Annotated in this window: 24 protein-coding genes and 2 pseudogenes; 17 read left to right on the top strand and 9 right to left on the bottom strand. The window is 72.7% G+C overall.

The window, feature by feature from the left end:
- The coding region (locus STRAU_RS44870) for a hypothetical protein (protein ID WP_203227509.1) at positions 1-402 on the bottom strand (402 nt) is incomplete at its 3' end.
- Between the two features lie 167 nt (positions 403-569).
- Between STRAU_RS44870 and STRAU_RS44330 the strand changes: the two genes are divergently transcribed.
- Complete coding sequence (locus STRAU_RS44330) at positions 570-1661, top strand: tetratricopeptide repeat protein (protein WP_016645571.1); 1092 nt, start codon at positions 570-572, stop codon at positions 1659-1661.
- Here STRAU_RS44330 and STRAU_RS37305 read toward each other — a convergent pair.
- Together STRAU_RS37305 and STRAU_RS37300 are read right to left on the bottom strand one after the other, a co-directional pair.
- Complete coding sequence (locus STRAU_RS37305; protein WP_016645570.1) at positions 1654-3354, bottom strand: bifunctional 3'-5' exonuclease/DNA polymerase; 1701 nt, start codon at positions 3352-3354, stop codon at positions 1654-1656. The two genes, STRAU_RS44330 and STRAU_RS37305, sit on opposite strands and share 8 nt — an antisense overlap.
- 112 nt (positions 3355-3466) lie before the next feature.
- Positions 3467-3955, bottom strand: coding sequence for a MarR family winged helix-turn-helix transcriptional regulator (locus tag STRAU_RS37300; RefSeq protein ID WP_016645569.1), 489 nt, complete (start codon positions 3953-3955; stop codon positions 3467-3469).
- Between the two features lie 73 nt (positions 3956-4028).
- Here STRAU_RS37300 and STRAU_RS37295 point away from each other — a divergent pair, with 73 nt between their 5' ends.
- On the top strand, positions 4029-4526 hold the full coding sequence (locus tag STRAU_RS37295) for an ester cyclase (RefSeq protein WP_016645568.1): 498 nt from the start codon (positions 4029-4031) through the stop codon (positions 4524-4526).
- 134 nt (positions 4527-4660) lie between these two features.
- Positions 4661-5500, top strand: coding sequence for a nitrilase-related carbon-nitrogen hydrolase (locus STRAU_RS37290; protein ID WP_016645567.1), 840 nt, complete (start codon positions 4661-4663; stop codon positions 5498-5500).
- A 156-nt stretch (positions 5501-5656) separates the two neighbouring features.
- Here the strand turns inward: STRAU_RS37290 and STRAU_RS44600 are convergent.
- A pseudogene (locus STRAU_RS44600) lies at positions 5657-5878 on the bottom strand (FtsX-like permease family protein); the annotation flags it as partial.
- 1120 nt (positions 5879-6998) lie between these two features.
- Positions 6999-7718: pseudogene (locus STRAU_RS44325) on the bottom strand (FtsX-like permease family protein); the annotation flags it as partial.
- A 171-nt stretch (positions 7719-7889) separates the two neighbouring features.
- Here STRAU_RS44325 and STRAU_RS37280 point away from each other — a divergent pair.
- From STRAU_RS37280 to STRAU_RS37270, 3 genes are all read left to right on the top strand, one after another.
- Positions 7890-9020, top strand: coding sequence for a DUF2786 domain-containing protein (locus STRAU_RS37280; protein WP_016645565.1), 1131 nt, complete (start codon positions 7890-7892; stop codon positions 9018-9020).
- A gap of 34 nt (positions 9021-9054) precedes the next feature.
- The gene (locus tag STRAU_RS37275; protein WP_016645564.1) at positions 9055-9444 is read left to right on the top strand and encodes a MerR family transcriptional regulator; all 390 of its coding nucleotides are present in this window, start codon (positions 9055-9057) and stop codon (positions 9442-9444) included.
- Positions 9445-9564: 120 nt separating this feature from the next.
- Complete coding sequence (locus STRAU_RS37270) at positions 9565-11751, top strand: FUSC family protein (protein ID WP_016645563.1); 2187 nt, start codon at positions 9565-9567, stop codon at positions 11749-11751.
- Between the two features lie 30 nt (positions 11752-11781).
- Here the strand turns inward: STRAU_RS37270 and STRAU_RS37265 are convergent, their stop codons facing one another.
- From STRAU_RS37265 to rpmB, 3 genes are all read right to left on the bottom strand, one after another.
- Entirely contained in the window at positions 11782-12258 is a 477-nt protein-coding gene (locus tag STRAU_RS37265; protein WP_016645562.1) for a hypothetical protein, read from the bottom strand.
- A gap of 113 nt (positions 12259-12371) precedes the next feature.
- On the bottom strand, positions 12372-12677 hold the full coding sequence (gene rpsN / locus STRAU_RS37260) for a 30S ribosomal protein S14 (RefSeq protein WP_016645561.1): 306 nt from the start codon (positions 12675-12677) through the stop codon (positions 12372-12374).
- A complete protein-coding gene (rpmB, locus tag STRAU_RS37255; protein WP_016645559.1) occupies positions 12677-12913 on the bottom strand; it encodes a 50S ribosomal protein L28 in 237 nt (78 codons plus the stop codon). The genes rpsN and rpmB overlap by 1 nt, the downstream gene beginning before the upstream one ends.
- Before the next feature lie 72 nt (positions 12914-12985).
- Between rpmB and rpmG the strand changes: the two genes are divergently transcribed.
- From rpmG to STRAU_RS37230, 5 genes are all read left to right on the top strand, one after another.
- Positions 12986-13150: a 50S ribosomal protein L33 gene (rpmG, locus tag STRAU_RS37250; RefSeq protein WP_016645560.1), complete on the top strand. Its 165-nt coding sequence runs from the start codon at positions 12986-12988 to the stop codon at positions 13148-13150.
- Between the two features lie 5 nt (positions 13151-13155).
- The gene (locus STRAU_RS37245; RefSeq protein ID WP_016645558.1) at positions 13156-13404 is read left to right on the top strand and encodes a type B 50S ribosomal protein L31; all 249 of its coding nucleotides are present in this window, start codon (positions 13156-13158) and stop codon (positions 13402-13404) included.
- Positions 13404-14582, top strand: a complete 1179-nt coding sequence (locus tag STRAU_RS37240) for a CobW family GTP-binding protein (RefSeq protein ID WP_016645557.1) — start codon at positions 13404-13406, stop codon at positions 14580-14582. Before STRAU_RS37245 ends, STRAU_RS37240 begins: the two co-directional genes overlap by 1 nt.
- A gap of 2 nt (positions 14583-14584) precedes the next feature.
- Positions 14585-14848 (top strand): 30S ribosomal protein S18, encoded by a 264-nt coding sequence (gene rpsR, locus STRAU_RS37235; RefSeq protein WP_016645556.1) that lies wholly within the window; start codon positions 14585-14587, stop codon positions 14846-14848.
- A 436-nt stretch (positions 14849-15284) separates the two neighbouring features.
- Positions 15285-15521: a DUF397 domain-containing protein gene (locus STRAU_RS37230; protein ID WP_016645555.1), complete on the top strand. Its 237-nt coding sequence runs from the start codon at positions 15285-15287 to the stop codon at positions 15519-15521.
- 105 nt (positions 15522-15626) lie between these two features.
- On the opposite strand, the gene STRAU_RS37225 is transcribed toward STRAU_RS37230, so the two are convergent.
- On the bottom strand, positions 15627-16136 hold the full coding sequence (locus STRAU_RS37225) for an ATP-binding protein (protein WP_078621741.1): 510 nt from the start codon (positions 16134-16136) through the stop codon (positions 15627-15629).
- A gap of 315 nt (positions 16137-16451) precedes the next feature.
- On the opposite strand from STRAU_RS37225, the gene STRAU_RS37220 reads away from it, so the two are divergent.
- The 6 genes from STRAU_RS37220 to STRAU_RS37195 all read left to right on the top strand — a co-directional run bounded on the left by STRAU_RS37220 (position 16452) and on the right by STRAU_RS37195 (position 22188).
- Positions 16452-17366 (top strand): helix-turn-helix domain-containing protein, encoded by a 915-nt coding sequence (locus STRAU_RS37220; RefSeq protein ID WP_037664494.1) that lies wholly within the window; start codon positions 16452-16454, stop codon positions 17364-17366.
- A gap of 61 nt (positions 17367-17427) precedes the next feature.
- Positions 17428-18885, top strand: coding sequence for an aldehyde dehydrogenase family protein (locus tag STRAU_RS37215; RefSeq protein ID WP_016645552.1), 1458 nt, complete (start codon positions 17428-17430; stop codon positions 18883-18885).
- 144 nt (positions 18886-19029) lie between these two features.
- The gene (locus STRAU_RS37210) at positions 19030-19581 is read left to right on the top strand and encodes a DinB family protein (protein WP_016645551.1); all 552 of its coding nucleotides are present in this window, start codon (positions 19030-19032) and stop codon (positions 19579-19581) included.
- A gap of 26 nt (positions 19582-19607) precedes the next feature.
- Positions 19608-20255: a PadR family transcriptional regulator gene (locus STRAU_RS37205; RefSeq protein ID WP_016645550.1), complete on the top strand. Its 648-nt coding sequence runs from the start codon at positions 19608-19610 to the stop codon at positions 20253-20255.
- 122 nt (positions 20256-20377) lie between these two features.
- Entirely contained in the window at positions 20378-21349 is a 972-nt protein-coding gene (locus STRAU_RS37200; protein WP_016645549.1) for a daunorubicin resistance protein DrrA family ABC transporter ATP-binding protein, read from the top strand.
- A gap of 23 nt (positions 21350-21372) precedes the next feature.
- Positions 21373-22188, top strand: a complete 816-nt coding sequence (locus STRAU_RS37195; protein WP_016645548.1) for an ABC transporter permease — start codon at positions 21373-21375, stop codon at positions 22186-22188.
- Positions 22189-22215 lie beyond the last annotated feature (27 nt).

The following is a 22215-nucleotide window of genomic DNA, read 5'->3' as shown; positions in this document are numbered from 1 at the left end:
CTCGACGCCGCCCACGCGCTGGTCGCGCTCGCGGGCCGGCTGCCGCTCGCGCTGCGCATCGTCGCCGCCCGCCTCGCCGCCCGCCGCGCCCTCACCCCGGATGCCCTCGCGGGCCTCCTCACCGACTGCGGCGACCGCCTCCACCACCTGGAACACGACGACTTGAGCGTCCGCCGCTCCCTGGACGTCGCCCTCGAAGCGCTGCGTGCCTCCGGCCGGGAGCTCGACCGTGACGCCGCCCGCGCCCTGGGCGTCATCGGCGCCCTCGACCTGCCGGAGTACGGCGCCCCGCTCCTCGCCCAGCTGCTCCGGCTGCCCCTTCGCCGCACCCAGGCCGCGCTGGACCGGCTCGTCGACGTCGCCCTTCTCGACGAGACCGCGTACCGGCGTTACGCCCCCCACGACCTTGTCCGCGAATTCGCCCGCGAACACGCCGGCCCCGACGCGGAGTCGGCCGATCGCGAGGCTCTGGCCTGGTACGTGTGCTCCGCCCGCCTGGCCCTCCTCGCGATCATGCCGGAGGGGCAGGACCGGCGGGATCGGATGGGGGCTGCGCCCCCTTGCCCCCCTTGTCGCCGCTTCGCGGCTCGTCCTCAAACGCCGCGGCTCGTCCTCAAACGCCGGACGGGCTGGATTCCTGCCGTAGCGAGACAGTTTCAGCCTCGCCTCCGTTCAGCACCATCGACCAAGCCTTCACCTGGGCCGACCAGGAACTCGTCAACATCGTCACGCTCACCGAGCGCCAGCCCTACGACGACACCGGCCTCGTGCCCGCCCTCGTACGCAATCTCTTCCCCTACCTCCAGCGGAGGGGCAGGCTCACCGAGTTGGCGCGGCTCGGCGAACTCGCCGTGGACGGCGCCCGTCGCGCGGGCGACCGGCGCGCCACCGCCCAGGCCCTCACCGATCTCGCGGGCCACCGCTTCATGGCAGGCCGCGCCGGCGAAGCGCTGGCCCTGAACGACGAGGCCCTCGCCCTCTGGCGCGACCTCGGTGAGACGTCCTGCGTCCGCAGGGGCCTGAACCACCGGGGCCTCCTCCTGGAGGGCCTCGGGCGGCACGCCGAGTCCGCCGAGGCGCTCCGCCAGTCCCTCGCCCTGGCCCGCACCCTCGACGACCCGCTCAGCGAGGCCATCACCTTCAGCCACCTCGGCAACCTCTACGAACACACCGACGCCCGCGCCGCCATCGCCCACCACGAACGCAGCCTCGCCATCGGCGAAGGCATCGGCCACCTCGTGGTCCGCCAGTCCGCCCACTGCAACATCGGCTACGCGCGCCTCACCCTCGGCGAACCCGCCGCCGCCCTCGCCCACTTCGAGGAGAGCCTGCGCCTGCACGGCGAGTACGAGGACTGGCACGGCGAGTCCCAGTCCCGCCTCGGCCTGGTCCGCGCCCTGCGCGAACTGGCCCGCCACCCGGAGGCCGCCCGCGAGTGCGCCCTGCTCCTTGAGCGCGCCGAACACCGCGGCGACACCCACATGGCCGGCCTCGCCCGCCACCAGCACGGCCTGCTCCTGCACGCCCAGGGGCGCACCCGGGAGGCGTACGCCCAATGGGAGGCGGCCCTCGCCGCCCTCGAATCCCTGGACGGCGCGGGCGCCAAGGTCGTCGCCGAGCTCAACGACCTGCTCTCGCTCTGTAACGAACGCTCTATTTAGCGTCCGCATAGCACTCCACCACGGCCACCGTGAACGGAAACCGCACCGGCGTCTCGCCGAACGCGATCCGTCCCGCCAGCTCCCCGGCCTCCCGCACCGCCGCCGCGACGGCCTCCGCCTCCTCCTTTGGGCAGTGCACGATCACCTCGTCGTGCTGGAAGAACACCAGCTCGGCCCGCATCCCGGCGGTCGCCCTGCGCAGCGCGGCGAGCATCAGCAGCGCCCAGTCGGCGGCGCTGCCCTGCACGACGAAGTTGCGGGTGAAGCGGCCACGGGCGCGGCTGTTGGTGGAGGCGTAACCGGGCGTGAACTCCCCGTCCGGGGAGGCGGGTTCGGCCCCCGGCTGCTCCTGCGGGATGCCCGCCTCGTCGTCGTCCCCGGCCCCCACCGCCGGGGGACTGGTCCGCCCGAGCCAGGTCCGTACGAGACGGCCCTCCTCGCCGGCCTTCGCCGCGTCGTCGACGTACGCGACGGCCAGCGGGAAGCGGCGGCGCAGCGCCGCCAGGTTCTTCAGGCCGTCGCCGGACGTCTGGCCGTACACCGCGCCGAGCAGCGCCAGCTTGGCGTGCTCGCGGTCGCCGGCGAAGGCGCGGTCGGAGAGGCGGGTGTAGAGGTCCTCCTCGCTGCCCGCCACGTCCATCAGGCCGCGGTCGCGGGAGATCGCGGCGAGTACGCGCGGCTCCATCTGGTCGGCGTCGGCGACGACCAGGCGCCAGCCGGGGTCGGCGACCACCGCGCGCCGGATGACCTTCGGGATCTGCAGGGCGCCGCCGCCGTTGGTGGTCCAGCGGCCGGAGACGGTGCCGCCCGGCGTGTACTCCGGGCGGAAGCGGCCGTCGCGCACCCAGTCCTGGAGCCAGGACCAGCCGTGGGCGGTCCAGATGCGGTACAGCGTCTTGTACTGGAGGAGGGGCTTGACCGCCGGGTGGTCGATCTCCTCCAGCTCCCACTTCCGCGTGGACTTGATCCGGATGCCCGCGCGGGCGAACGCCTTGACCACATCGGCGGGCAGGTCGGGGCGGACGCGGTGGCCGAACGCGGCGGAGACCTCGTCCGCGAGCTCGGCAAGGCGCCGGGGCTCGCCGCTGCCGCCGTAGCGCTCGCCGAGGAGTTCGCGCAGCACCTCCTTGTGTACGTCGCCACGCCAGGGCAGGCCCGCCGCGTTCATCTCGGCGGCCACGAGCATGCCCGCCGACTCGGCCGCGGTGAGCAGGCGCATGCGGCCGGGGTGCGCGGTGGCGTCGTGGCGGCGGAGCTGGTCCGCGTACACCTCCAGGAGGGCTTCGAGGGGGAGGGGGGTGGCCGGGGCCGGGTCGAAGAGGGAGTCCTGGGAGCCGGGTTCGGCCGCGCGGGGCGGGGGGTCGGGCGGGACGGGTCTTCGGTGCAGGCGGGCGTGGGCGGCGGCCGCGGAGCGGGGTTCGCCGTGGCGGCCCTCGTGGCCGAGCAGGAGGTTCTCGGCGGCCTCGATGTCGTAGCAACGCTCGACGTGTGCGCCGCCGCTGAGCAGTCGTGGGTACACGTCGGCCGTGGAGCGCCAGACCCAGCGGGTCACCTCGGGGTGGTTCCGCACCGCCGCGACAACATCCGCCTCGCGGCGCACGTCCCCTGTCGCGCGCCCGTCCTCTCCCACCGGCACGACGAGGGCCGCGCCCCCGTCCACCTCGGCCACCACCCACCGCTCACCGCCGTCCATACCCCCGACGATGCCACCCCCCACTGACAACGCCCCGCAGCATCGGCGCCCTCCGCCCCCGCCGCTCCGCGACGGGTCTCCCACCCTCCCGCCCGTTGCTGTCGCACGCGGCTCACCGCCGGTCGTCTGCCCGCGCACGCAGGCGTTCCGCCTGTTCCGCTCCCACCTCCGTCGTGCGCAGCAAATACCGCTCCACCGCCCCCAGTTCCTCCTCCGTGAATTCGGCGAGCGCCGCCGCGAACGCCGTGCCGGGCTCGTCCCAGGCCGCCGTGAGGTCCGGGGCGCGGTCCGCCGTGAGGGAGATGCGGGTCCGGCGGCGGTCGTGCGGGTCGGGGTGGCGCTCGACCAGGCCCGCCCGCAGCAGGCGGTCCACGAGGCGGGTGGCCGAGCCCGAGGTCAGGCCGGTGAGCCTGGCGATCTCGCCGGTGGTGAGGGGCTCGGGTTCGAGGCCGAGCAGGCTCACGCACTGCAGGTCCGTCGGGTGCAGCCCGAGCCGGTCGGCCATGGCCTGGTTGAACAGCGTGTACGCGGCGTGCTGCCGCCGCGCGGCCACGGTGACGGCCGCGAGCAGCTCCGTGCGATTCGGATTCCCGTTTGACACGGCTCGGCGCTCTCCGTTCAATTACCTGCGTCACGCAGAGATTGTGTGACGCACACTCTACCTGAGGAGCATCGTGAGCAGCACTCCGCCCACCACTCTGCCGCGCGACCACCAGGACTCGTACGAGCTGTACGACCGCTGGTGCGACCTGTGGCGCGGCGACTTCCGCCACGCCGACGACATCCTCGACCCCGACTTCGTCGTCCACCAGGCCCGCCCGGACGGCACCGACTCGGGCGCGACCCGGGGCCCCGCCCGGCTGCTCCCCGAGATCGAGCAGACGATGGCGGTGTTCGGCGACATCACCCTCACCGTCGACGTCGGCCCGATCGTGGACGGCGACCTCGTCGCGGCCCGCTGGACCCTCCGCGCCCGCTACACGGGCGGCCTCCCCGACGCCACGGCCCCGGTCGGCACCGCCGTCTCCTTCAGCGGCCACGACATCCTGCGGGTGTCCGGCGGCAGGTTCGCCGAGTACTGGACGTGCACGGACGTCCTGGCCGGCCTGGCCCAGCTGGGCGCGATCGCAGGCCCCAACGGCCCGGGAATTCTTAGCCCGTCCGGCGTTTGAGGACGAGCCGCGAAGCGGCGCGGAGCCCCCTGGTTACGGGAAGGGGCGGGGTTGGGGGAGCCCCCGGCAGGGCCCACGGCCCACCCGGCCCCTCCCGACATGCCGCTGCCCACACCCCCTGCGAGGCTCACCCCATGCGAGTAGCGCTGGCGCAGACGGACTGCGTACTGGGAGAGGTCGAGGAGAACCTCGACGTCGCCCGCGAACAGGCGGCCCAGGCGGCAGCCCAGGGCGCCGACCTGGTCGTGTTCCCGGAACTGAGCCTGCACGGCTACCACCTGGGCGCCCTGCGCAGGGACACGTCCCTGGCCGCCGACGACCCCCGCCTCCTCGCCCTCTCCCTGCACGGCCCGGACGTCCTGGTCGGCCTGCACGAGCACACCAGCCTGCGCGCCTACAACACGTCGGCCTACTACTCCGGCGGCGGCCTCCTGCACGCCCACCGCAAGCTGTACCTGCCGAACTACCTCGCCTGGGAGGAGCGCAAGCACGTCAGCCCCGGCCAGCACCTGCGCGCCTACGACCTGCCCGGCAACCACGGCCGCGCCGCCACCCTCGTCTGCAACGACGCCTGGCAGCCGGTGCTGCCGTGGCTGGCGGTGCAGGACGGCGCGGAGGTGATCGTCGTGCCGACCAACAGCGCCGCGAGCCTCGACCCGGAGGCGATGGACACCGGCTTGTACTGGGACACTCTCCTCTCCTATACGGCCCGCATGCTCCAGTGCTGGGTCGTCTTCGTGAACCGCGTCGGCAACGAGAACGGGGCGACGTTCTGGGGCGGTTCGCGGGTCGTGGACCCGCGCGGCACGGTGGTCGCGCAGGCGCCGAAGTGGGAACCGGGCCTGGTCACGGTCGACATCGACGTCCACGAGGCCCGCCGCCAACGCCGCGCCGTCCCCCTGGTGGCGGAGGCCCGCCTCGGCCTCATCGACCGCGAGGTCCGCCGCCTGATCGACGAGGGCGGCGACTCCTAGCCATCCAGGCTCCGGGGCGCCCGCCCGCGTACCTGGCCCCCCCGCCTCCGCCCACACACCTAGCCCACCACCCCCGTAGCCCACCACCCCCGGCCCCCGCCGCACCCCCAACACCCCGCCCCCCACGGCCACCACCGCGCACACCGCCACGCAAGCCCCCATCACCCCCCACGGCACCACCACCCCCGCCGGTGCCGACAGGCTCGCCAGCGCCGCGCTCAGGCCGCCGAGGCCGACCAGCGTCACCGCGAGGCCCAGCACCGTGCCCACCCCCACCGCGAGGGCCGCCTCGGCGGCGACCACGAGCCGTATCTGTCCCGGGGTCGCCCCCACGAGCCGCAGCGAGCGCAGTTCCGGCGCCCGCACCGGCGCCGTCATGAGCTGCGTGCTCAGCAGCGAGATCGCCGTGTACGCGAGGCAGATCGCGAGCAGCATGAGCAGCCCGAGGCGCGTCTGGTGCTTCATGCCGGGCGGGTACTCGGCGGCCAGCCACTCCCCGGCCCAGCCACTCCCCGGCGGGCCGCACCTGGCCGCCGGTCGCCGCCCGCAGCGCCGCCGCCACGGCCGCGCGGTCGGCGCCGTCCCGCAGGGTCACGTCCACGCGGTCGAGCGGGGCGGACGGGGCGTTGCGGGCCGTCACGTACGCCCCGTTGTCGCCCGTGCCGCGCGCGAGCACCGCCGCGATCCGCAGCCGCGCCCGGCGCCCGTCGCCGAGCCACACGTCCACCCGCTCGCCGACCCGGTGCCGCTCCCACTCCTCGTTGACGACGATCGAACGGTCGTCGAGGCGGCGTACGTCACCGGCGACCACGGGCAGCCGCGTCACCGCCGCGAACGCCCCGGGGTCCGGCACCGCGCGGGCCTCGGTGCGGACGAGCGCGGTGCCGTCGTCCTCGCGTACGAAGACGGCGGTGGCGCCGGACGCGGCGACGGTCGCGCCCGGCACGGGCCCGCCGACCGGCCGCAAGTCGTCCCCGGTGACGACGAGTTGAGCACCGGTACGCGCCCTCGCCTCCGCGGCCTTCGCCCCGCCGACGGTCGCGGCCGACCCGAACAGACACCCGGCGAGCGCGACGGTGACGAGCACGGGCGAGGCCACGGCGGCGGTCCGCCGCACGGACCCGCCGACGTTGGCCCGAGCGATCCGGAAGAGACTGCTCACCCTGTGGGCGGCTGGGCCGCCACGCCCTGCCCGCACCCGAGGCCGCCGAAGCGGCAGCTTCACGTACCGCACCAGAACGGGCGCCAGCGCAGCGACCCCCGTCGCCAGCACCATCGGCTGCGTCGTATACGTCTTGCGCTTCAGCAGATCCGCGGGCTCCGACCACAGCGTCCACGCCAGCAGCCCGAGCCCGCCCGCCAGAAGCAGACTCCCCACGACCCGCCGCGCCGGCGGCAGCACCCCCACATCCAGCGAAGCGTCCCGCAGCGCCTCCACCGGACTCACCCGCCCCGCCCGCCACACCGCACTCCACGCCCCGGCGACGGCCACGACAAGACCCGTCCAGAAGGCGAGCTGGTACGGCCACCAGGTCCAGGAGAACCCGTCGGCGACCGTGAACCACGGCGGCGCCACCCCCGCGTCGACCAGCGCCCCCGCGAGGACCGGCGCCGCCCACGCCCCGCCCGCGCACCCGGCCGCCGAGGCCATCGAGCCCACGGCCAGCGCCTCCCCGAGCAGCCACCGCCGCACCTGCCCCCGGCTCGCCCCGGCCGCCCGCAGCAGGCCGATCTCCCGCCGCCGCAGCGCCACCACGAACGCGAACGTCGACGCGGTCACGAACGCCGACACGAACGCGGCGACCCCGCCCGCCGTGCCCAGGAAGGAGTTCACGGCCACCAGGGCCCGCGCGTCCCGCTCGGTGGCGGGGTCGACCAGGCGCCGGTCGTCGCCGGTGAGCACCCGCGCCCCGCTGCCGGACGCGGCGACCGCGGCGCGCACGGCGCCGACCGGCGCGGCCACACCCACGGCGTCCGGTGGCGTACGGTCCGATGGCTTACGGTCTGTACGGATCTGCCCCAGGCGGCCGAGCGCGCGCAGCAGCTCTCTGTCCACAGGGTGTGGATGAGCGAGCTTCTTCGACACGTGCCGGATCTCCGGCCCGCGCCGCACCGGCACCGTGAGCGCGTCCCGCCCCGCCACCACCACCGGCGACCCGGCGAACCGCTCCGGCTCCCGCACCGGCGGGTCCAGGCTCGCCGCGAGGCCCACCCCCATCGCGGCGGTCAGCGCCACCCCGAGGGAGACGGCCACGAAGGCACCAAGGAATCCGGCCCACCGGGCCCGTAGCGACGCGAGAATCATGAGTCGAGCCAACCGCGCCGGGGCCCCGCGCTCACGACCACCAGCGGGCCGGTCGAAGGTAGGGCCGGCCCTACCCTTAGGGGTATGGAATCGGTGATCGACAGGGCCTTCGCGGCGGCGCTGTACGGGGGAGACGCGCAGGCCGGGCACGCGGACGACGGCCTCGACACCGGCGCGTCCCTACTGGCCGCCGACCCCACCGCCGACGCCGAACTCGCCGCGCGCGGCGAGGAGTTGATACGCCGCGCGTGGGAACGCGGCTGGCAGCCCGCCGACGTCCTGCGCCTGGTCCGCCGCGAACTCGACGACCCCCACGTACGCCTCGCCGCCGCCCTCGTCCGCGCCGAGACCCGCCGCTACGCCCCCGACCGGCTGCCCGCCCGCTGGCCCGCCCAGCTCGCCGCCCTGGACGAGCACGCGCCCTGGCGGGCCCCCGACCGCTTCGCCCACGCCACGGCCGTACTGGCCCTCTACCGCCTGCTGCTGCGCCTGCCCCCGATCGAGCCTGTCGCCCCGGCCCCCGGCACCCCCCTGCACGTACCCCCGCCCCACCCCGGCGACGAGCCCCGCGCCCTCACCCGCATCCGCGCCCTGCTCGCCAAGGCCGAGGCGACCGGTTACCCGGAGGAGGCGGAGGCGCTGACCGCCAAGGCGCAGGAGCTGATGGCCCGGCACAGCGTCGACGAGGCGCTGCTCGCCGCGCGCACGCACGCGAAGGACGCGCCCGGCGCCTGCCGTATCGGGGTCGACGCTCCGTACGAGACGGCCAAGGCGATCCTCCTGGACGCCGTCGCCGGCGCGAACCGCTGCCGCGCCGTCTGGAACGAGGCGTACTCCTTCTCCACGGTCGTGGGCTTCGAACCCGACCTGGAGGTGGTGGAACTCCTCCACACCTCCCTCCTCGTGCAGGGCACGGCCGCGATGACCAAGGCCGAGGCGGGGCAGCGCGCGGGCGGCCGCAAGCGCACGAAGGCGTTCCGGCAGGCATTCCTGATGGCGTACGCCCAACGCCTCGGCGCCCGCCTCGAAGCCGCCGCGGCCCCCGTCACGCACACCGATGCCGACGACGGCGCCCTGCTCCCGGTCCTGGCGGCCCGGGACGTCGCGGTCACCGACCCCCGGGTGCGCGGCGCCCGCGACGGTGAGGGCTGGGCGCAGGGCGCGGCGGCCGCGGACAGGGCCCGGGTGGCCCACGCGCCACCACTGGAGCGCTAACCTTCACACACGTGTGAAGCAACGGGGTGAAACCATGCGCATCGGAGAACTGGCGGACCGCACCAACACTCCCCGCAGGCTGCTGCGCTACTACGAGGAACAGGGCCTGATCGTCGCCGACCGGACCCCGAACGGCTACCGCGACTACGACGCCGCGACGGTGGACCGCGTCCTCCAGGTCCGCGGCCTCCTGGACGCGGGCCTGCCCACCCGCATCATCAAGCAGATCCTGCCCTGCCTGGACAAGCCCCGCGCCATCCACTTCCCGGACGCCACCCCCGAGATGCTGGCCACCCTGGAACAAGAACGCGACCGCATGACCCAACGCGTGCAGTGCCTGACCCGCAACCGCGACGCGATCGAGGAGTACTTGACCGCGGTACGCGCGAAGCGGGCCGAACCCGCAACCCCCACCGGCGGGTAGCCGCCGAACCGACCGGAGGGGACATACCGGAACGCCCAGCCCCCACCGGGCGGAAAGCCGAACGCCCAGCCCCCACCCCGCCCGGCCAATCTGCCCCATATGCCCCGTATCATCGCCGGAGTGACCTGGTGGCGAGCCCTGAAGCAGACGGCGCGCTCCGGTCTCGCCGTGGAACGGCGGCGGCTGGAGCCGCTGGTCGCGCTGCGCGGGGCGGCGGGCCTGGCGCTGGTGATCGGCCTCAGCCTCACCCTGTTCGGCCCCGCGGCCGCGGCGAGTTCCGCCTTCGGCGCCTTCCAGGCGGCCATCGCCACGTTCCAGCGGAGCTGGCGCCCCCGGCCCGAACTGGCCATCGCCTCCGGCACGAGCCTCGCGCTCTCCACCTTCCTCGGCTACCTCACCGGCAGCCATCTCCTCCTCTTCCTCGCCCTGCTCGCCCTGTGGACCTTCCTCGCGGGCCTGAGCTGGGCGGCGGGCCCGACCATCGGCCTCATCGCCACCTCCAACGTGGCGATCATGCTCGTCACGATCACCCTGCCCACGTCCGTCGCCGCCGCGGCCGGGCACGCCGCGATGATGGTCGCGGGCGGCGCCATCCAGGCGGCCCTGGTGATCGTCTTCCCGGTACGCCGCTGGGGCGCCCACCGCGACGCCCTCGCCGACGCCCTGGCCGCCGAGGCGGACTACGCGCGCCGTCTGCGCCACGACCCCGTCGCGCCGTTCGACCCGGCCCCGCTGATGACGGCCCGCGCCGCCGCCCACATCACCCCGCGCCAGGCCCGCACCCGCCCCGCCGAACTCCACGGCGCCCGCGGCCTCGCCGAACGCATCCGCCCCGTCCTCGCCTCGCTCGCCGACCCGGCGCTGGGCGTCCCGGCGGAGGGCCCCGAACGCGACCGCGTCCGCGAACTCCTCGGCGCGGCGGGCGCCGTCCTGGACGCGGCCGCCCGAGCGATCCGCCACGGCCGCCCCGTGGACCTCCCCGCGGCAGCGGCGTCGACGTTCCGCACCCCGGACACGGCAGCGATCCTCACGGGCCCGCCCCACAGGGCGGCCCGCCGCCTGGGCACACTCCTGCGGGACGTGGTGGAGGTGGCGGGAGGACCAGGCCCGACTCCCGGAGCAGGCCCGGCCCCCGACCCAAAGAAGGCCCAGGCCAACGGCGCCACGACGACAGGCGGCAACCTGGTCCGACCAGGGCTCACCGCACTGGTCCCCGCGGCCGCAAGGGCCATGCGCGCCGAGCTGAGGCACCGCTCGGCGGTGACCCGCCACGCCGTAAGGGTCACCACCGTCGCCACCGCGAGCTACGCCGTGGGCCACTACCTCCCCCTGGGCCACGGCTACTGGGCCCCCATGGCCTCGGTCATGGTCATGCGCCCCGACTTCTCCCAGACATACGCCCGCGCGGTCGCCCGCTTCGGCGGCACGCTCGTGGGCGTGGCCCTGGCCACGGCGGTGGTCAGACTCGCGCAGCCGGACACCTACCTGTCGGGCACCCTCGCGGTGGCGAGCGCGGGCCTGATGTACCTCCTGATGCGCACGGGCCAGATCGCCGCCCAGGCATGCGTCGCCGCGTACGTCGTCTTCCTCCTGGGCATGGGCGGCGAACAGTGGACCCAGACGGTCCCGGAACGCGTCGTCCTGACGCTCATCGGCGGCATCCTCGCCATGACGGCGTACGCCCTGTACCCCGCCTGGGAGACCCCGCGCCTGCGCACCCGCCTCGCCGACTGGCTGACGGCGTCCGGCCGTTACGCCGCGGCGGTCGTCGGCCACTACGCGGACCCCGGGGGCAAGAACTGCCCGGACGTCCGCGAGGCGCTCCTCGCCGCACGCGACGCCCGCGCCGCCTGGCAGGAGGCGGTCGAACGGGCCGAGCACGAACCCGTACGCCACCGCGGCCTCTCCCGCGCCGCGGCCGCCGACGCCGAACAGGCCCTGGCCCAGGCGGGCCGCGTGGCGATGCTCCTGGAGGCCCACGTCCCGGACCGGGGCACACCTCCCGTCCCCGCCGCGGCCCGCCTCGCGGACGCCCTGCGCACCGCCACCGAGCAGGGCGCGAAGGCCGTACGCGAACGCCGCGTCCCCCGCTGGGACCCGGTCCACGAGGCCCTGGACACCTGGGAGTCCGGCGACACTCCCGACCGCGTCGTACGCCGCGGCGGCACCCTGCTCCGCAAGGCACTGGACGACCTCTCCGACGCCCTGGACACGGCGCCCCCGCCGATGCTGGTGGACGGCTCCGAAAGCAACGTACGGAAAAAGCCGAACGGGCCGCAGGACCAGAAAGGCCCCACGACCCGCTGACGGAACGCAGCCTCAGAACTGCGGCAGACGTCAGGACTGCGGAATGTCCGCCGTAGGCAGCCCCTCCGGCAGCTTCCCGTTCTTCGTCTTCAGGAACTCGTCCTTCCCGAAGCCCTGCCAGGCGACCTTCAGCGTCTTGCCGTCGACGGACTCGACCCGCCCGTCGGTGCGGTCCATGTCCCCGTCGGCGCACTTGAGCTTCAGCGTCTGCGCGTCGGCGGTGCCGTTGCACACGTGCTCGCCGACCAGCGTCGCCCGCTTGCCGGTGATCACGAGCGCGACCGGCTTGCCACCGGTGGTGGTGACCCAGCTGCCCTCCAGGCTGCCGCCGGTCGCGCCCTCGTCGCCCGAGCCCGCGTCGTCGGAGCCGCCGGAGCCGGGCGTCTTCGCCGCGCCGTCCGCCGCGCCCTTGTCCTTGCCCTTGTCCCCGTTGTCATCGCCGTCACTGCTGCAACCGGTCAGGACAAGCGCGGCGGCCAGCGAGGCCACCGCGGCGCCGATCGTCACGCTGCGGACATTACGGACACGAGTACGCACTGAAGTCCCCCTATGTGGAGCCGCGTTTAGCCAAATGGAGCGTTCGTTCCAGTGGGCCGCGGCCCACTGAATCGCGCGCCAAGCTACCAGGAGGACTTGCGGACCCCGGGCAGGAATCCCGCGTGCGCCTGCTCACGAAGACGCACCCTGGACAGGCCGAACGTGCCGACGTACCCGCGCGGACGCCCGTCCACGCTGTCCCGGTTGCGCACCCGCGTCGCGCTGGCGTCGCGGGGCTGGCGGGCCAATTCCCGCTGGGCGGCGAGCCGTTCGGCGTCGGGCGTGGACGGCCGCCGGATGATCTCCTTCAGCTCGGCCCGGCGCGCGGCGTACCGCGCGACGATCACGCGGCGCTTCTCGTTCTTCGCGATCTTGCTCTGCTTGGCCATCAGACCTTCACCCCGCGCGCACGGATCCTGGCCACGGCGGCCTCGACGCCGATCGCGTCGACGGTCTTGATCCCCTTGGCGCTCAGCCGCAGGCGTACGTACCGGCCCTCGCTCGGCAGCCAGTACCGCTTGCGCTGGATGTTGGGGTCGAAGCGGCGCGGCGTGCGCCGGTGCGAATGGGAGATGTTGTTGCCGAACCCCGGCTTCGCGCCGGTGAGCTGGCAGTGGGCGGACATGGTGACGCACCTCTCGCTCGGTTTCGCTCCCGCCCATTTGGAAACGGGATTCATTTTCATATACTAGCCCTCATGGCTCGCAACGAACTCCGCCCGGTCATCAAGCTCCGGTCCACCGCCGGAACCGGCTACACCTACGTGACCCGCAAGAACCGCCGTAACAACCCCGACCGCCTGACCCTGCGCAAGTACGACCCGGTGGCCGGTCGGCACGTCGACTTCCGAGAGGAGCGCTGATCCCCATGCGACCCGGAATCCACCCGCCGTACGGCCCCGTCGTCTTCCGCGACAAGGCCGCGGACTTCGCCTTCCTCACCCGCTCGACGGCGACCAGCGACAAGACGATCGACTGGGAGGACGGCAACACCTACCCCGTCATCGACGTGGAGGTCTCCTCCGCGAGCCACCCCTTCTACACGGGGCAGCAGCGCGTCCTCGACACCGCGGGCCGCGTCGAGCGCTTCGAGCGGCGTTACGGCGGCGGACGCTGATGGGCGCCCACGCCGACGGCGGCCGACCGGAGCCGGCGGCCGGCCGCATGGACGTCGCCGTCGTCGCGGGCCTGCACGCCGACGCCCGCGCCGCCGCCGTCGCCCGGCTCCTCGCCACGGTGCCGGGCAGCGTCGCGCTGCACCACGACCTGTCGACCGCCGCGCACGGCACGGTCACCCGGACCGTGCGCGACGCCGGGGGAGTGCTCTCCACCGGCGAGGCGCCGCTGGTCAACGACTGCGCCTGCTGCGCGCTGCGCGAGGATCTGGTGCCCGAGCTGGAGCGGCTCGCCGAGGGCGGGCTCACCCGGCTCGCGGTCGTCGAGCTCTGGGACTCCGTCGAGCCGAAGGCGATGGCCGAGGTCATCGCCGGGCACGGCTCGGACGCGCTGCGCCTGAGCGGCGTCATCACCGCCGTCGACCCGAGCCTGCTGCTTCCCTACCTCGCCAACGGCGACGACCTGATGGAGGCCGGGCTCGCCGCGGCCGCCTCCGACCAGCGCACCGTCGCCGACACCTGGGCGCGCCAGCTCGAATACCCGCCGGTGCTCGCCGTGCTGGAGTCCGAGGACGCCGATGCCGAGGACCGGGCGCTGCTCGCGCAGCTCCATCCGACAGCCCGCCAGGTTCTGATCGGCCACGGTGACCTGGCGGGCGCCGCGCTCGGCGGCTTCGACGTGGAGGCGGCGGCCGCGGCGCAGCACCCGGCGTGCGCGCTGCTGCCCGCCGAGGCCGACGACAGCGGTGTGAGTACGTTCGTGTGGCACCGCGAGCGGCCCTTCCACCCGGAGCGTCTGTACGCCGCCCTGGAGGACCTGACCTGCGCCGCCGCCCGCAGCCGCGGCCGCTTCTGGCTCGCCGACCGGCCCGACACGCTGCTCGCGTGGGACGCGGCGGGCGGCGCGCTGTGCGTGGAGAACGCGGGGCCGTGGCTGGCCTCGCTGCCGGACGCCGCCTGGGAGATGGTCCCGCCGGTGCGCCGGGCCGCCGCCGCGCTCGACTGGCATCCCGAGCACGGGGACTGCTGCCAGCACCTCGTCTTCACCTCGCCCGGCCTCGACCGCGACGGGCTCGCCCAGGTCCTGGAGTCCTGCCTGCTCACGGACGAGGAGTACGCCGCCGGGCGCGCCGCCTGGAAGACCCTGCCCCCTGCCTTCGACGCTCTCCTGGAGGTCTGACGTTGTCCCCGTCCCGCCCCTCGTCCTCGTCCGCGCGCCGCTCCGACCGCGGCAAGCCGCTCAAGTCCCGCCCCAATCCGCTGGATGTCGCGGGCATCACGTACATCGACTACAAGGACACCGACCTGCTGCGGAAGTTCATCTCCGACCGCGGCAAGATCCGCAGCCGCAGGGTCACGCGTGTGAGCTCCCAGCAGCAGCGCCAACTGGCCAAGGCCATCAAGAACGCCCGCGAGATGGGTCTCCTTCCGGTCGCGTCCCGCTGAGACCGCTGAGACCGCTGAGACCGCCGGGACACCGCAACGCACCGCACCGCACCGCCGCCGCGCGACGGCACCTCCCGCCCTCCCGCCCGTTACCGGGAAGTAGGGTGCAGGCACGGGAGTGAACGTCGCACGGCGGCGGTGTTGCGTCTTCGGCCAAAAAGGAGCCAGAACGCTTCTCCCTGCGTCTGCCTAAGTGCACGAGGTATTCGATCCGGACAACCCGGGGCGGACAAGGCGCGGAGCACCGCCGGAGCAGATGGACGGGGGCTGTCGTTCGCATGTCATGCGGGCATTGGGGAAGCGGCGGGAGGGGCTGTAACCAGCTCACCACGGCGCGTGCACGTGCATCTGCCCATGCATCGGCACATGAACACGGCTATGATCCGGGACAGTTGACGGCTACAACAACAGCCACGGCACCACCGGGGAGCGACCTGTGCACCACGTGTTCAACGGCATGGCGGCCACGGATCTTCACGGGGTGGTCTGGCAGAAGAGCAGGCACAGCAACTCGCAAGGCGCCTGCGTGGAGTTCGCGAAACTTCCGGGCGGAGACGTCGCGGTCCGCAACTCGCGGTTTCCCGACGGACCCGCGCTCGTCTATACGCGCGCCGAGATCGAGTGCATGCTGCTCGGCATGAAGGACGGCGAGTTCGACGACCTGATCGGCTGATCGGCGGCTGATCGGCGACTGACCGCGCCGAGCCGTTGAGAGAGGGAAGCGGGGCGGAGCTGTTCCCCTGGCCGCCGGTCTCCAGGGACCGGCGGGCCACGCGGCCTAGGCCAGCTGGAACAGCGCCCACACCACCTTGCCGTTCAGCGCGCCCGCCAGCGGGTGCCAGCCCCAGCCGTCGCTGAACGAGTCCACCAGGAAGAGACCGCGGCCCGACTCCGCGGAGAAGTCGTCCTCCGCCTCCTCGCGCGCGACCGGGCTCTCGTCGCTGGGGTCCCGTACCGCGCACACCAGGCGCGAGGTCCAGCGCATCATGTGCAGCCGCACGGGCGCGTCCTCAGTACCGCCGACCGGACAAACGGCGCGCGGGGTGTCCGCGGGCAGGGCGTGCCGCAGGGCGTTGGTGACGAGTTCGGAGACGACGAGCGCGATGTCGTCGAAGCGTTCCTCCAGCTCCCACGTCACCAGCGTCTTGCGAGTGAACTGCCGTGCGCTGCCGACGGCTTCGTACCGGGCGGGAAGAGCGCAGGAGGCCGCACTGGAGACCGCGGAGGGGTCGAGCGGAGGAAGGCCCTGCCGTAACGGCTCGAGCATGGTCGATCCATTCGTCCCCATGCGAGGCACTCCCCGGTTTTCGCGGTTCGCGGTACAAAGCGATCGTGCGGTGGCGCGGTCGGTACAGCCGGGCGGCACAGCGATGGCGCTGCAGTGACGCGCGGACCATGGTTCCGAATGCGTACAGCAGATGCAAGGGCAGATGCACGTGCACGCGCCGGACTTGACCGTTCCTAGGCTGCTTCTAGCCCATTTCTTCCTACGACTTCTTGTGCAGACCTTCCGGAGGCTTTCCGTTTCCGTAACCGAACGAGTACGGCCTGAAGCGTTTAATGGCAGACTGCGGGTCTCACACCTTGGGGAGGACTGAGCGAAGTGACCGCTGGGGAGTCGAGCGGCTCGGTGGTACGGCGCATTCTGCTGGGCTCGCAACTGAGGCGCCTGAGGGAGTCGCGGGGCATCACCCGTGAGGCGGCCGGCTACTCGATCCGCGCTTCCGAATCGAAGATCAGCCGCATGGAGTTGGGACGGGTGAGCTTCAAGTCGAGGGACGTCGAGGACCTCCTGACGCTCTACGGCGTCATGGACGAGGCAGAGCGCAACGCGCTGCTCTCGCTCGCCAAGGAGGCCAACCTGACGGGCTGGTGGCACAGTTACTCGGACGTTCTGCCCGGTTGGTTCCAGACATATATCGGTCTGGAGGGTGCCGCCTCTCTGATCCGTGTCTATGAGGTCCAGTTCATCAACGGGCTGCTGCAGACCGAGGCGTACGCCCACGCGGTCGTGGAGCGCGGCATGAAGGCCGCCGCCGCAGGCAAGCCCGGCGGAACCGGCAAGTCCGGCCGTGGCGGGCGGCTCAACCGGGCCGATGTGGACCGCCGGGTGGCCCTGCGCCTGGAGCGCCAGAAGCTGCTCGTGTCCGAGCGTGCCCCGAAGTTCCAGTGCGTCCTGGACGAGGCCGCGCTGCGCCGTCCGTACGGCGACCGGGAGGTGATGCGCGGTCAGATCCAGCATCTCATCGACATCTCCGAGCGCCCCAATGTGACGCTGCAGGTCATGCCGTTCACCTTCGGCGGACACGCGGGCGAGTCCGGCGCGTTCACGATGCTCAGCTTCCCCGAGTCCGATCTCTCCGACGTCGTCTACCTGGAGCAGCTCACCGGCGCCCTTTATCTGGACAAGCGCGAAGAAGTCGCCCAGTACGAGGGTGCGATGGCCGAGTTGCAGCAGGACTGTCCGAATCCGGCCGACAGTCGTGACCTTCTGCGTGGTCTACTCCAACTGACCTGAATCGTCAGTAGGATGACGTGAAATCAGGTGTCTGCACTTCTGCGGCAAGGGGTCTCGCGTCATGTCCTTCTTCACCGATCTGGCTCACCAGTACATCGACGGTGAGTGGAAGGCCGGCTCCGGTTCCTGGGACATCATCGACTTCAATCCGTACAACGGGGAGAAGCTGGCGTCGATCACCGTCGCCACCGCGGACGAGGTGGACCAGGCGTATCGGGCGGCGCAGCGCGCACAGGAGGCATGGGGCGCGACCAACCCCTATGCCCGGCGCGCGATCTTCGAGCGGGTCCTGCGGATCATCGAGGACCGTGAGGCCGAGATCACCGAGGCGATCGTCGCGGAGCTCGGCGGCACGCTCGTCAAGGCCGGTTTCGAACTCCACCTCGCCAAGGAGTTCCTGCGCGAGGCGATACACCTCGCCCTCGCCCCGCAGGGCCGCATACTCCCCTCGCCCGACGACACCAAGGAGAACCGCCTCTACCGCCTGCCGGTGGGCGTCGTCGGCGTCATCAGCCCGTTCAACTTCCCCTTCCTGCTCTCGATCAAGTCGGTGGCCCCCGCGATCGCGCTCGGCAACGCCGTCGTCCTGAAGCCGCACCAGAACGCCCCGGTGCTCGGCGGGGGCCTGCTCGCGAAGATCTTCGAGGACGCCGGCCTCCCGCCGGGCGTCCTGAACGTCGTCATCACGGACATCGCGGAGATCGGCGACGCGCTGATCGAGCACCCGGTGCCGGGCGTCATCTCCTTCACGGGATCGGACGCCGTCGGCCGCCACGTCGCCACGGTCTGCGCGCAGAACTTCAAGCGCTGCGTCCTCGAACTCGGCGGCAACAGCGCCCTGATCGTCCTCGACGACGCCGACGTGGACTACGCCGTCGACGCCGCCGTCTTCAGCCGCTTCGTGCACCAGGGCCAGGTCTGCATGGCCGCGAACCGCATCCTCGTGGACCGCGCCGTGGAGGCCGAGTTCACCGAGAAGTTCGTCGCCAAGGTCAAGTCCCTGAAGGTCGGCGACCCGGCGGACCCGGAGACGCACATCGGTCCGCTCATCAACTCCTCGCAGGCGGACGGGGTTTCGTCGCTCGTCGCGCAGACCGTCCAGGCGGGCGCCAAGGCCCTGCTGCACGGCCGCACCGAGGGCAACGTGGTCAGCCCCTCCGTCCTCACCGACCTGCCCGACGACTCTCCCGTGCTGCGCCAGGAGATCTTCGGCCCGGTCGCGCTTCTGCTGCCCTTCGACGGCGAGGACGAGGCCGTCCGCATCGCCAACGACACTCCGTACGGCCTGAGCGGCGCCGTCCACACCGGCGACACCGAGCGCGGTGTCCGGCTCGCACAGCGCATCAGGAGCGGCATGATCCACATCAACGACGGCACGGTGCACGACGAGCCGATCGTGCCGTTCGGCGGCGAGAAGCACTCGGGCATCGGGCGCCTCAACGGCGACGCGACGATCGAGGCGTTCACCACGCACAAGTGGATCTCGGTGCAGTACGGACGCTCGCGCTTCCCGTTCTGACTCCCCGGGCTTCCCGTTTTCCTCGTAGGTCGTGGTTTCTCGTAGGTCGCGGACCCTTGCGGACAGTACCTGTCCGCAAGGGTCCGTAGCGTCTGTGGTGTCGGAAAGCCCGGCGGCCCTACGGGGCGAAGAGAGGCGGACGCCATGGTCACCCACGTCAACGCGGAAACCCCCGGCGACGAGCGCGGCGCACTGATCGCCTTCGTCGAGGCCCAGCGCGGCGGTATCCGCCGCTCGGTGCTCGGCCTGAGCGACGCACAGGCGTCGGCCCGGCCGAGCGCCAGCGAGCTGTCCCTCGGCGGACTCGTCAAGCACGTGGCCGAGACCGAGCTGAACTGGCTGCGCCTGGCCCAGCAGCGGCCCAACGAGCGGCAGCGGACCGAGGCGACCTGGGCCGACAGCTTCCGCCTCGTCGAGGGCGAGACGCTCGCCGACGTGCTCGCCTTCTGGGACCAGGTGGCCGCCGAGACCGAGGCGTTCCTCCGCGCGGTGCCGAGCCTCGACGACACCTTCCCGCTGCCGGACCAGCCGTGGTTCCCCGACGACGGCGCGGTGTCGATGCGCTGGCTGATGCTGCACCTGATCGAGGAGATCGGCCGGCACGCGGGGCACGCCGACATCATCCGGGAGTCCCTGGACGGCAGGACGGCCTTCGAGCTGGTCGCGATGGCCCAGGGATACGCTAGTCAAAGTTGAGTGGCTGTCTCGGAGAGGTGCGGTGAATGTCGGCGATCCGGCTCTTGGTCCTGGGGGCCGTCCGTCAGCACGGGCGGGCTCACGGCTACCAGGTGCGCAACGACCTGGAGTACTGGGGCGCCCACGAGTGGTCCAAGGCCAAGCCGGGCTCGATCTACCACGCCCTGAAGCAGATGGCGAAGCAGGGCCTGCTGGTGGAGCACGAGACGGCGCCGTCCGTCGCGGGCGGCCCGCCGCGCACCGAGTACGAGATCACGGAGAAGGGCACGGAGGAGTTCCGGGCCCTTCTCCGCGCCGCCCTGACCACCGTCGCGCACGACCAGCAGTCCGACGTGCTCTCGGCGGGGGTCGGCTTCATGGTCGACCTGCCGCGCGAGGAGGTCGTCGCGCTTCTGAAGGAGCGGATGCGCGCCCTGGAGAGCTGGCGCCACTCCGTCACGGAGTACTACACGCCGGAGGACGGCCCCGGGCAGCTCGGCCACATCGGCGAGATCATGAATCTCTGGGTGACGTCGGCCGACGCGGGCGCGGAGTGGACCGAGGGCCTGATCGAGCGGATCGAGAACGGCGCGTACACCTTCGCCGGCGAGGGGGAGCCGTTCGTGGCGGTCCTCGCGGAGGGCGAGGAGAACCCGTTCGCGACGGCGGAGAGGCATCCCGGAGACGAGCGCTGACCGTTCCGCGGGCAACCCGCAGGTCACCGCGCACCTCTATTAATCAAGTTTGACTAAGTCGCCTCCCGGGGTTACCTTCGTCCACCTAGTCAAGCTTGACTAGGTGATCCGGAGGGAGACGGATGACGGACGCGATCGTCGTCGAAGGCGTACGGAAGCGGTATGGCGAGAAGCGGGCCCTGGACGGGCTCGACCTGGTGGCCGCGCGGGGCACGGTGCACGGCGTGCTCGGGCCGAACGGCGCGGGCAAGACCACGGCGGTGCGGATCATGGCCACGCTGCTCCGGGCGGACGAGGGGCGCGTGGAGATCGCCGGGCACGACGCGGGGCGGCAGGCGGGCGAGGTGCGCCGCCGCATCGGCCTGCTCGGCCAGCACGCCGCGGTCGACGAGGAGCTGAGCGGATGGCAGAACCTGGAGATGTTCGGCAGGCTCTACCACCTGGGCGCGCGCCACGCGCGCGTGCGGGCCGGTGAGCTCCTGGACCGCTTCGGTCTGGCCGACACCGGCCGCAAGGCGGTCAAGCAGTACAGCGGCGGCATGCGGCGCCGTCTGGACCTCGCGGCGTCGCTGATCACGGAACCGGCGGTGCTGTTCCTGGACGAGCCGACCACGGGCCTGGACCCGCGCGGCCGCGCCGAGGTGTGGGACGCGGTGCGCTCCCTGGTCGGCGGCGGCACGACGGTGCTCCTGACCACGCAATACCTGGAGGAGGCCGACCAGTTGGCCGACCGCATCTCCCTGATCGACCACGGCAGGGTCATCGCGGAGGGCACCGCGGACGACCTGAAGGCGAGGCTCGGCGGCGACCGCATCGACGTCGTGGTGCGCGACGGGGCCCAACTGGTGCGCGCGGCACGGCTGCTGCCGGGCGCCGACGGGGCCCACGACGACGTGACGGTCGACGCCGACCGGCGCCTGGCCAGCGCGCCCGTGGGCGACCGCATGGGGGCCCTCACCCGGGTCGTGCGGGCGCTCCAGGACGAAGGCATCGAGGCGGAGGACATCGCGGTGCGCAGGCCGACCCTCGACGAGGTGTTCCTGCGCCTGACGGGGCGTACGGACGACCAGGACCGCATGAAGGAGGCCGTGTGAGTACGACGACTGGCGGTACGCCCATGGCGGTGGCCGCGGCCGGGGCGGGCGGCTCGCGGATCGGCTGGGCGGTCACCGACTCCTGGACGATGACGCGGCGCGAGCTCGCCCACTGGGCGCGGCAGCCGGTGCAGGTCTTCGTGGGGCTCGCCTTCCCCGTGATGATGCTGCTGATGTTCAACTACCTCATCGGCGGCGGCAAGGGCATCGAGGGCGACTACGCCGAGTTCCTGGTGCCCGGCATGTTCGCGCTGACCATGGTGTTCGGCCTGGACGCCACGATGGTCGCGGTCACCACCGACCTCAACAAGGGCGTCGTGGACCGCTTCCGGGCCATGCCGATGACCAACGGGGCCGTCCTGGTGGGCCGTTCGGTGGCGGACATGCTCCAGTCCTTCGCCTCCCTCGTCGTCATGATGGGCGTCGGCCTCGTGATCGGCTGGCGCTGGCACGGGTCGCCCGCCGGGGTGCTGGGGGCCATGGGCCTGCTGATGCTGCTGCGGTTCGCCATGCTGTGGATCGGCATCTACTTGGCGATGGTCGTGGGCAAGCCCGAGCTGGTGATGGCCGTGCAGATCCTCGTCTGGCCGGTCGGCTTCCTCTCCAACGCCTTCACCGTCCCGCAGAACATGCCGGACTGGCTGGGGGCGGCGGTCGAGTGGAACCCGATGTCGGCGACGGGTACGGCGGTGCGGGATCTGTTCGGCAATGATCCCGGGGTGACCGGCACGTCCTGGGCGGCGGAGCACGCGGGGCTCCTCGCGGTGGTGTGGCCCCTCATGCTCGTGGGCCTGTTCCTGCCGCTGGCCGTGCGGAGGTTCGGGGCGCTGAGCAGGTAGTTCCCTGGCGGGGCATTCCCCAGTCCC

Source organism: Streptomyces aurantiacus JA 4570 (assembly GCF_000414115.1).
Classification (GTDB): domain Bacteria; phylum Actinomycetota; class Actinomycetes; order Streptomycetales; family Streptomycetaceae; genus Streptomyces; species Streptomyces aurantiacus_A.
This window is presented reverse-complemented; position numbering and strand designations above follow the sequence as displayed.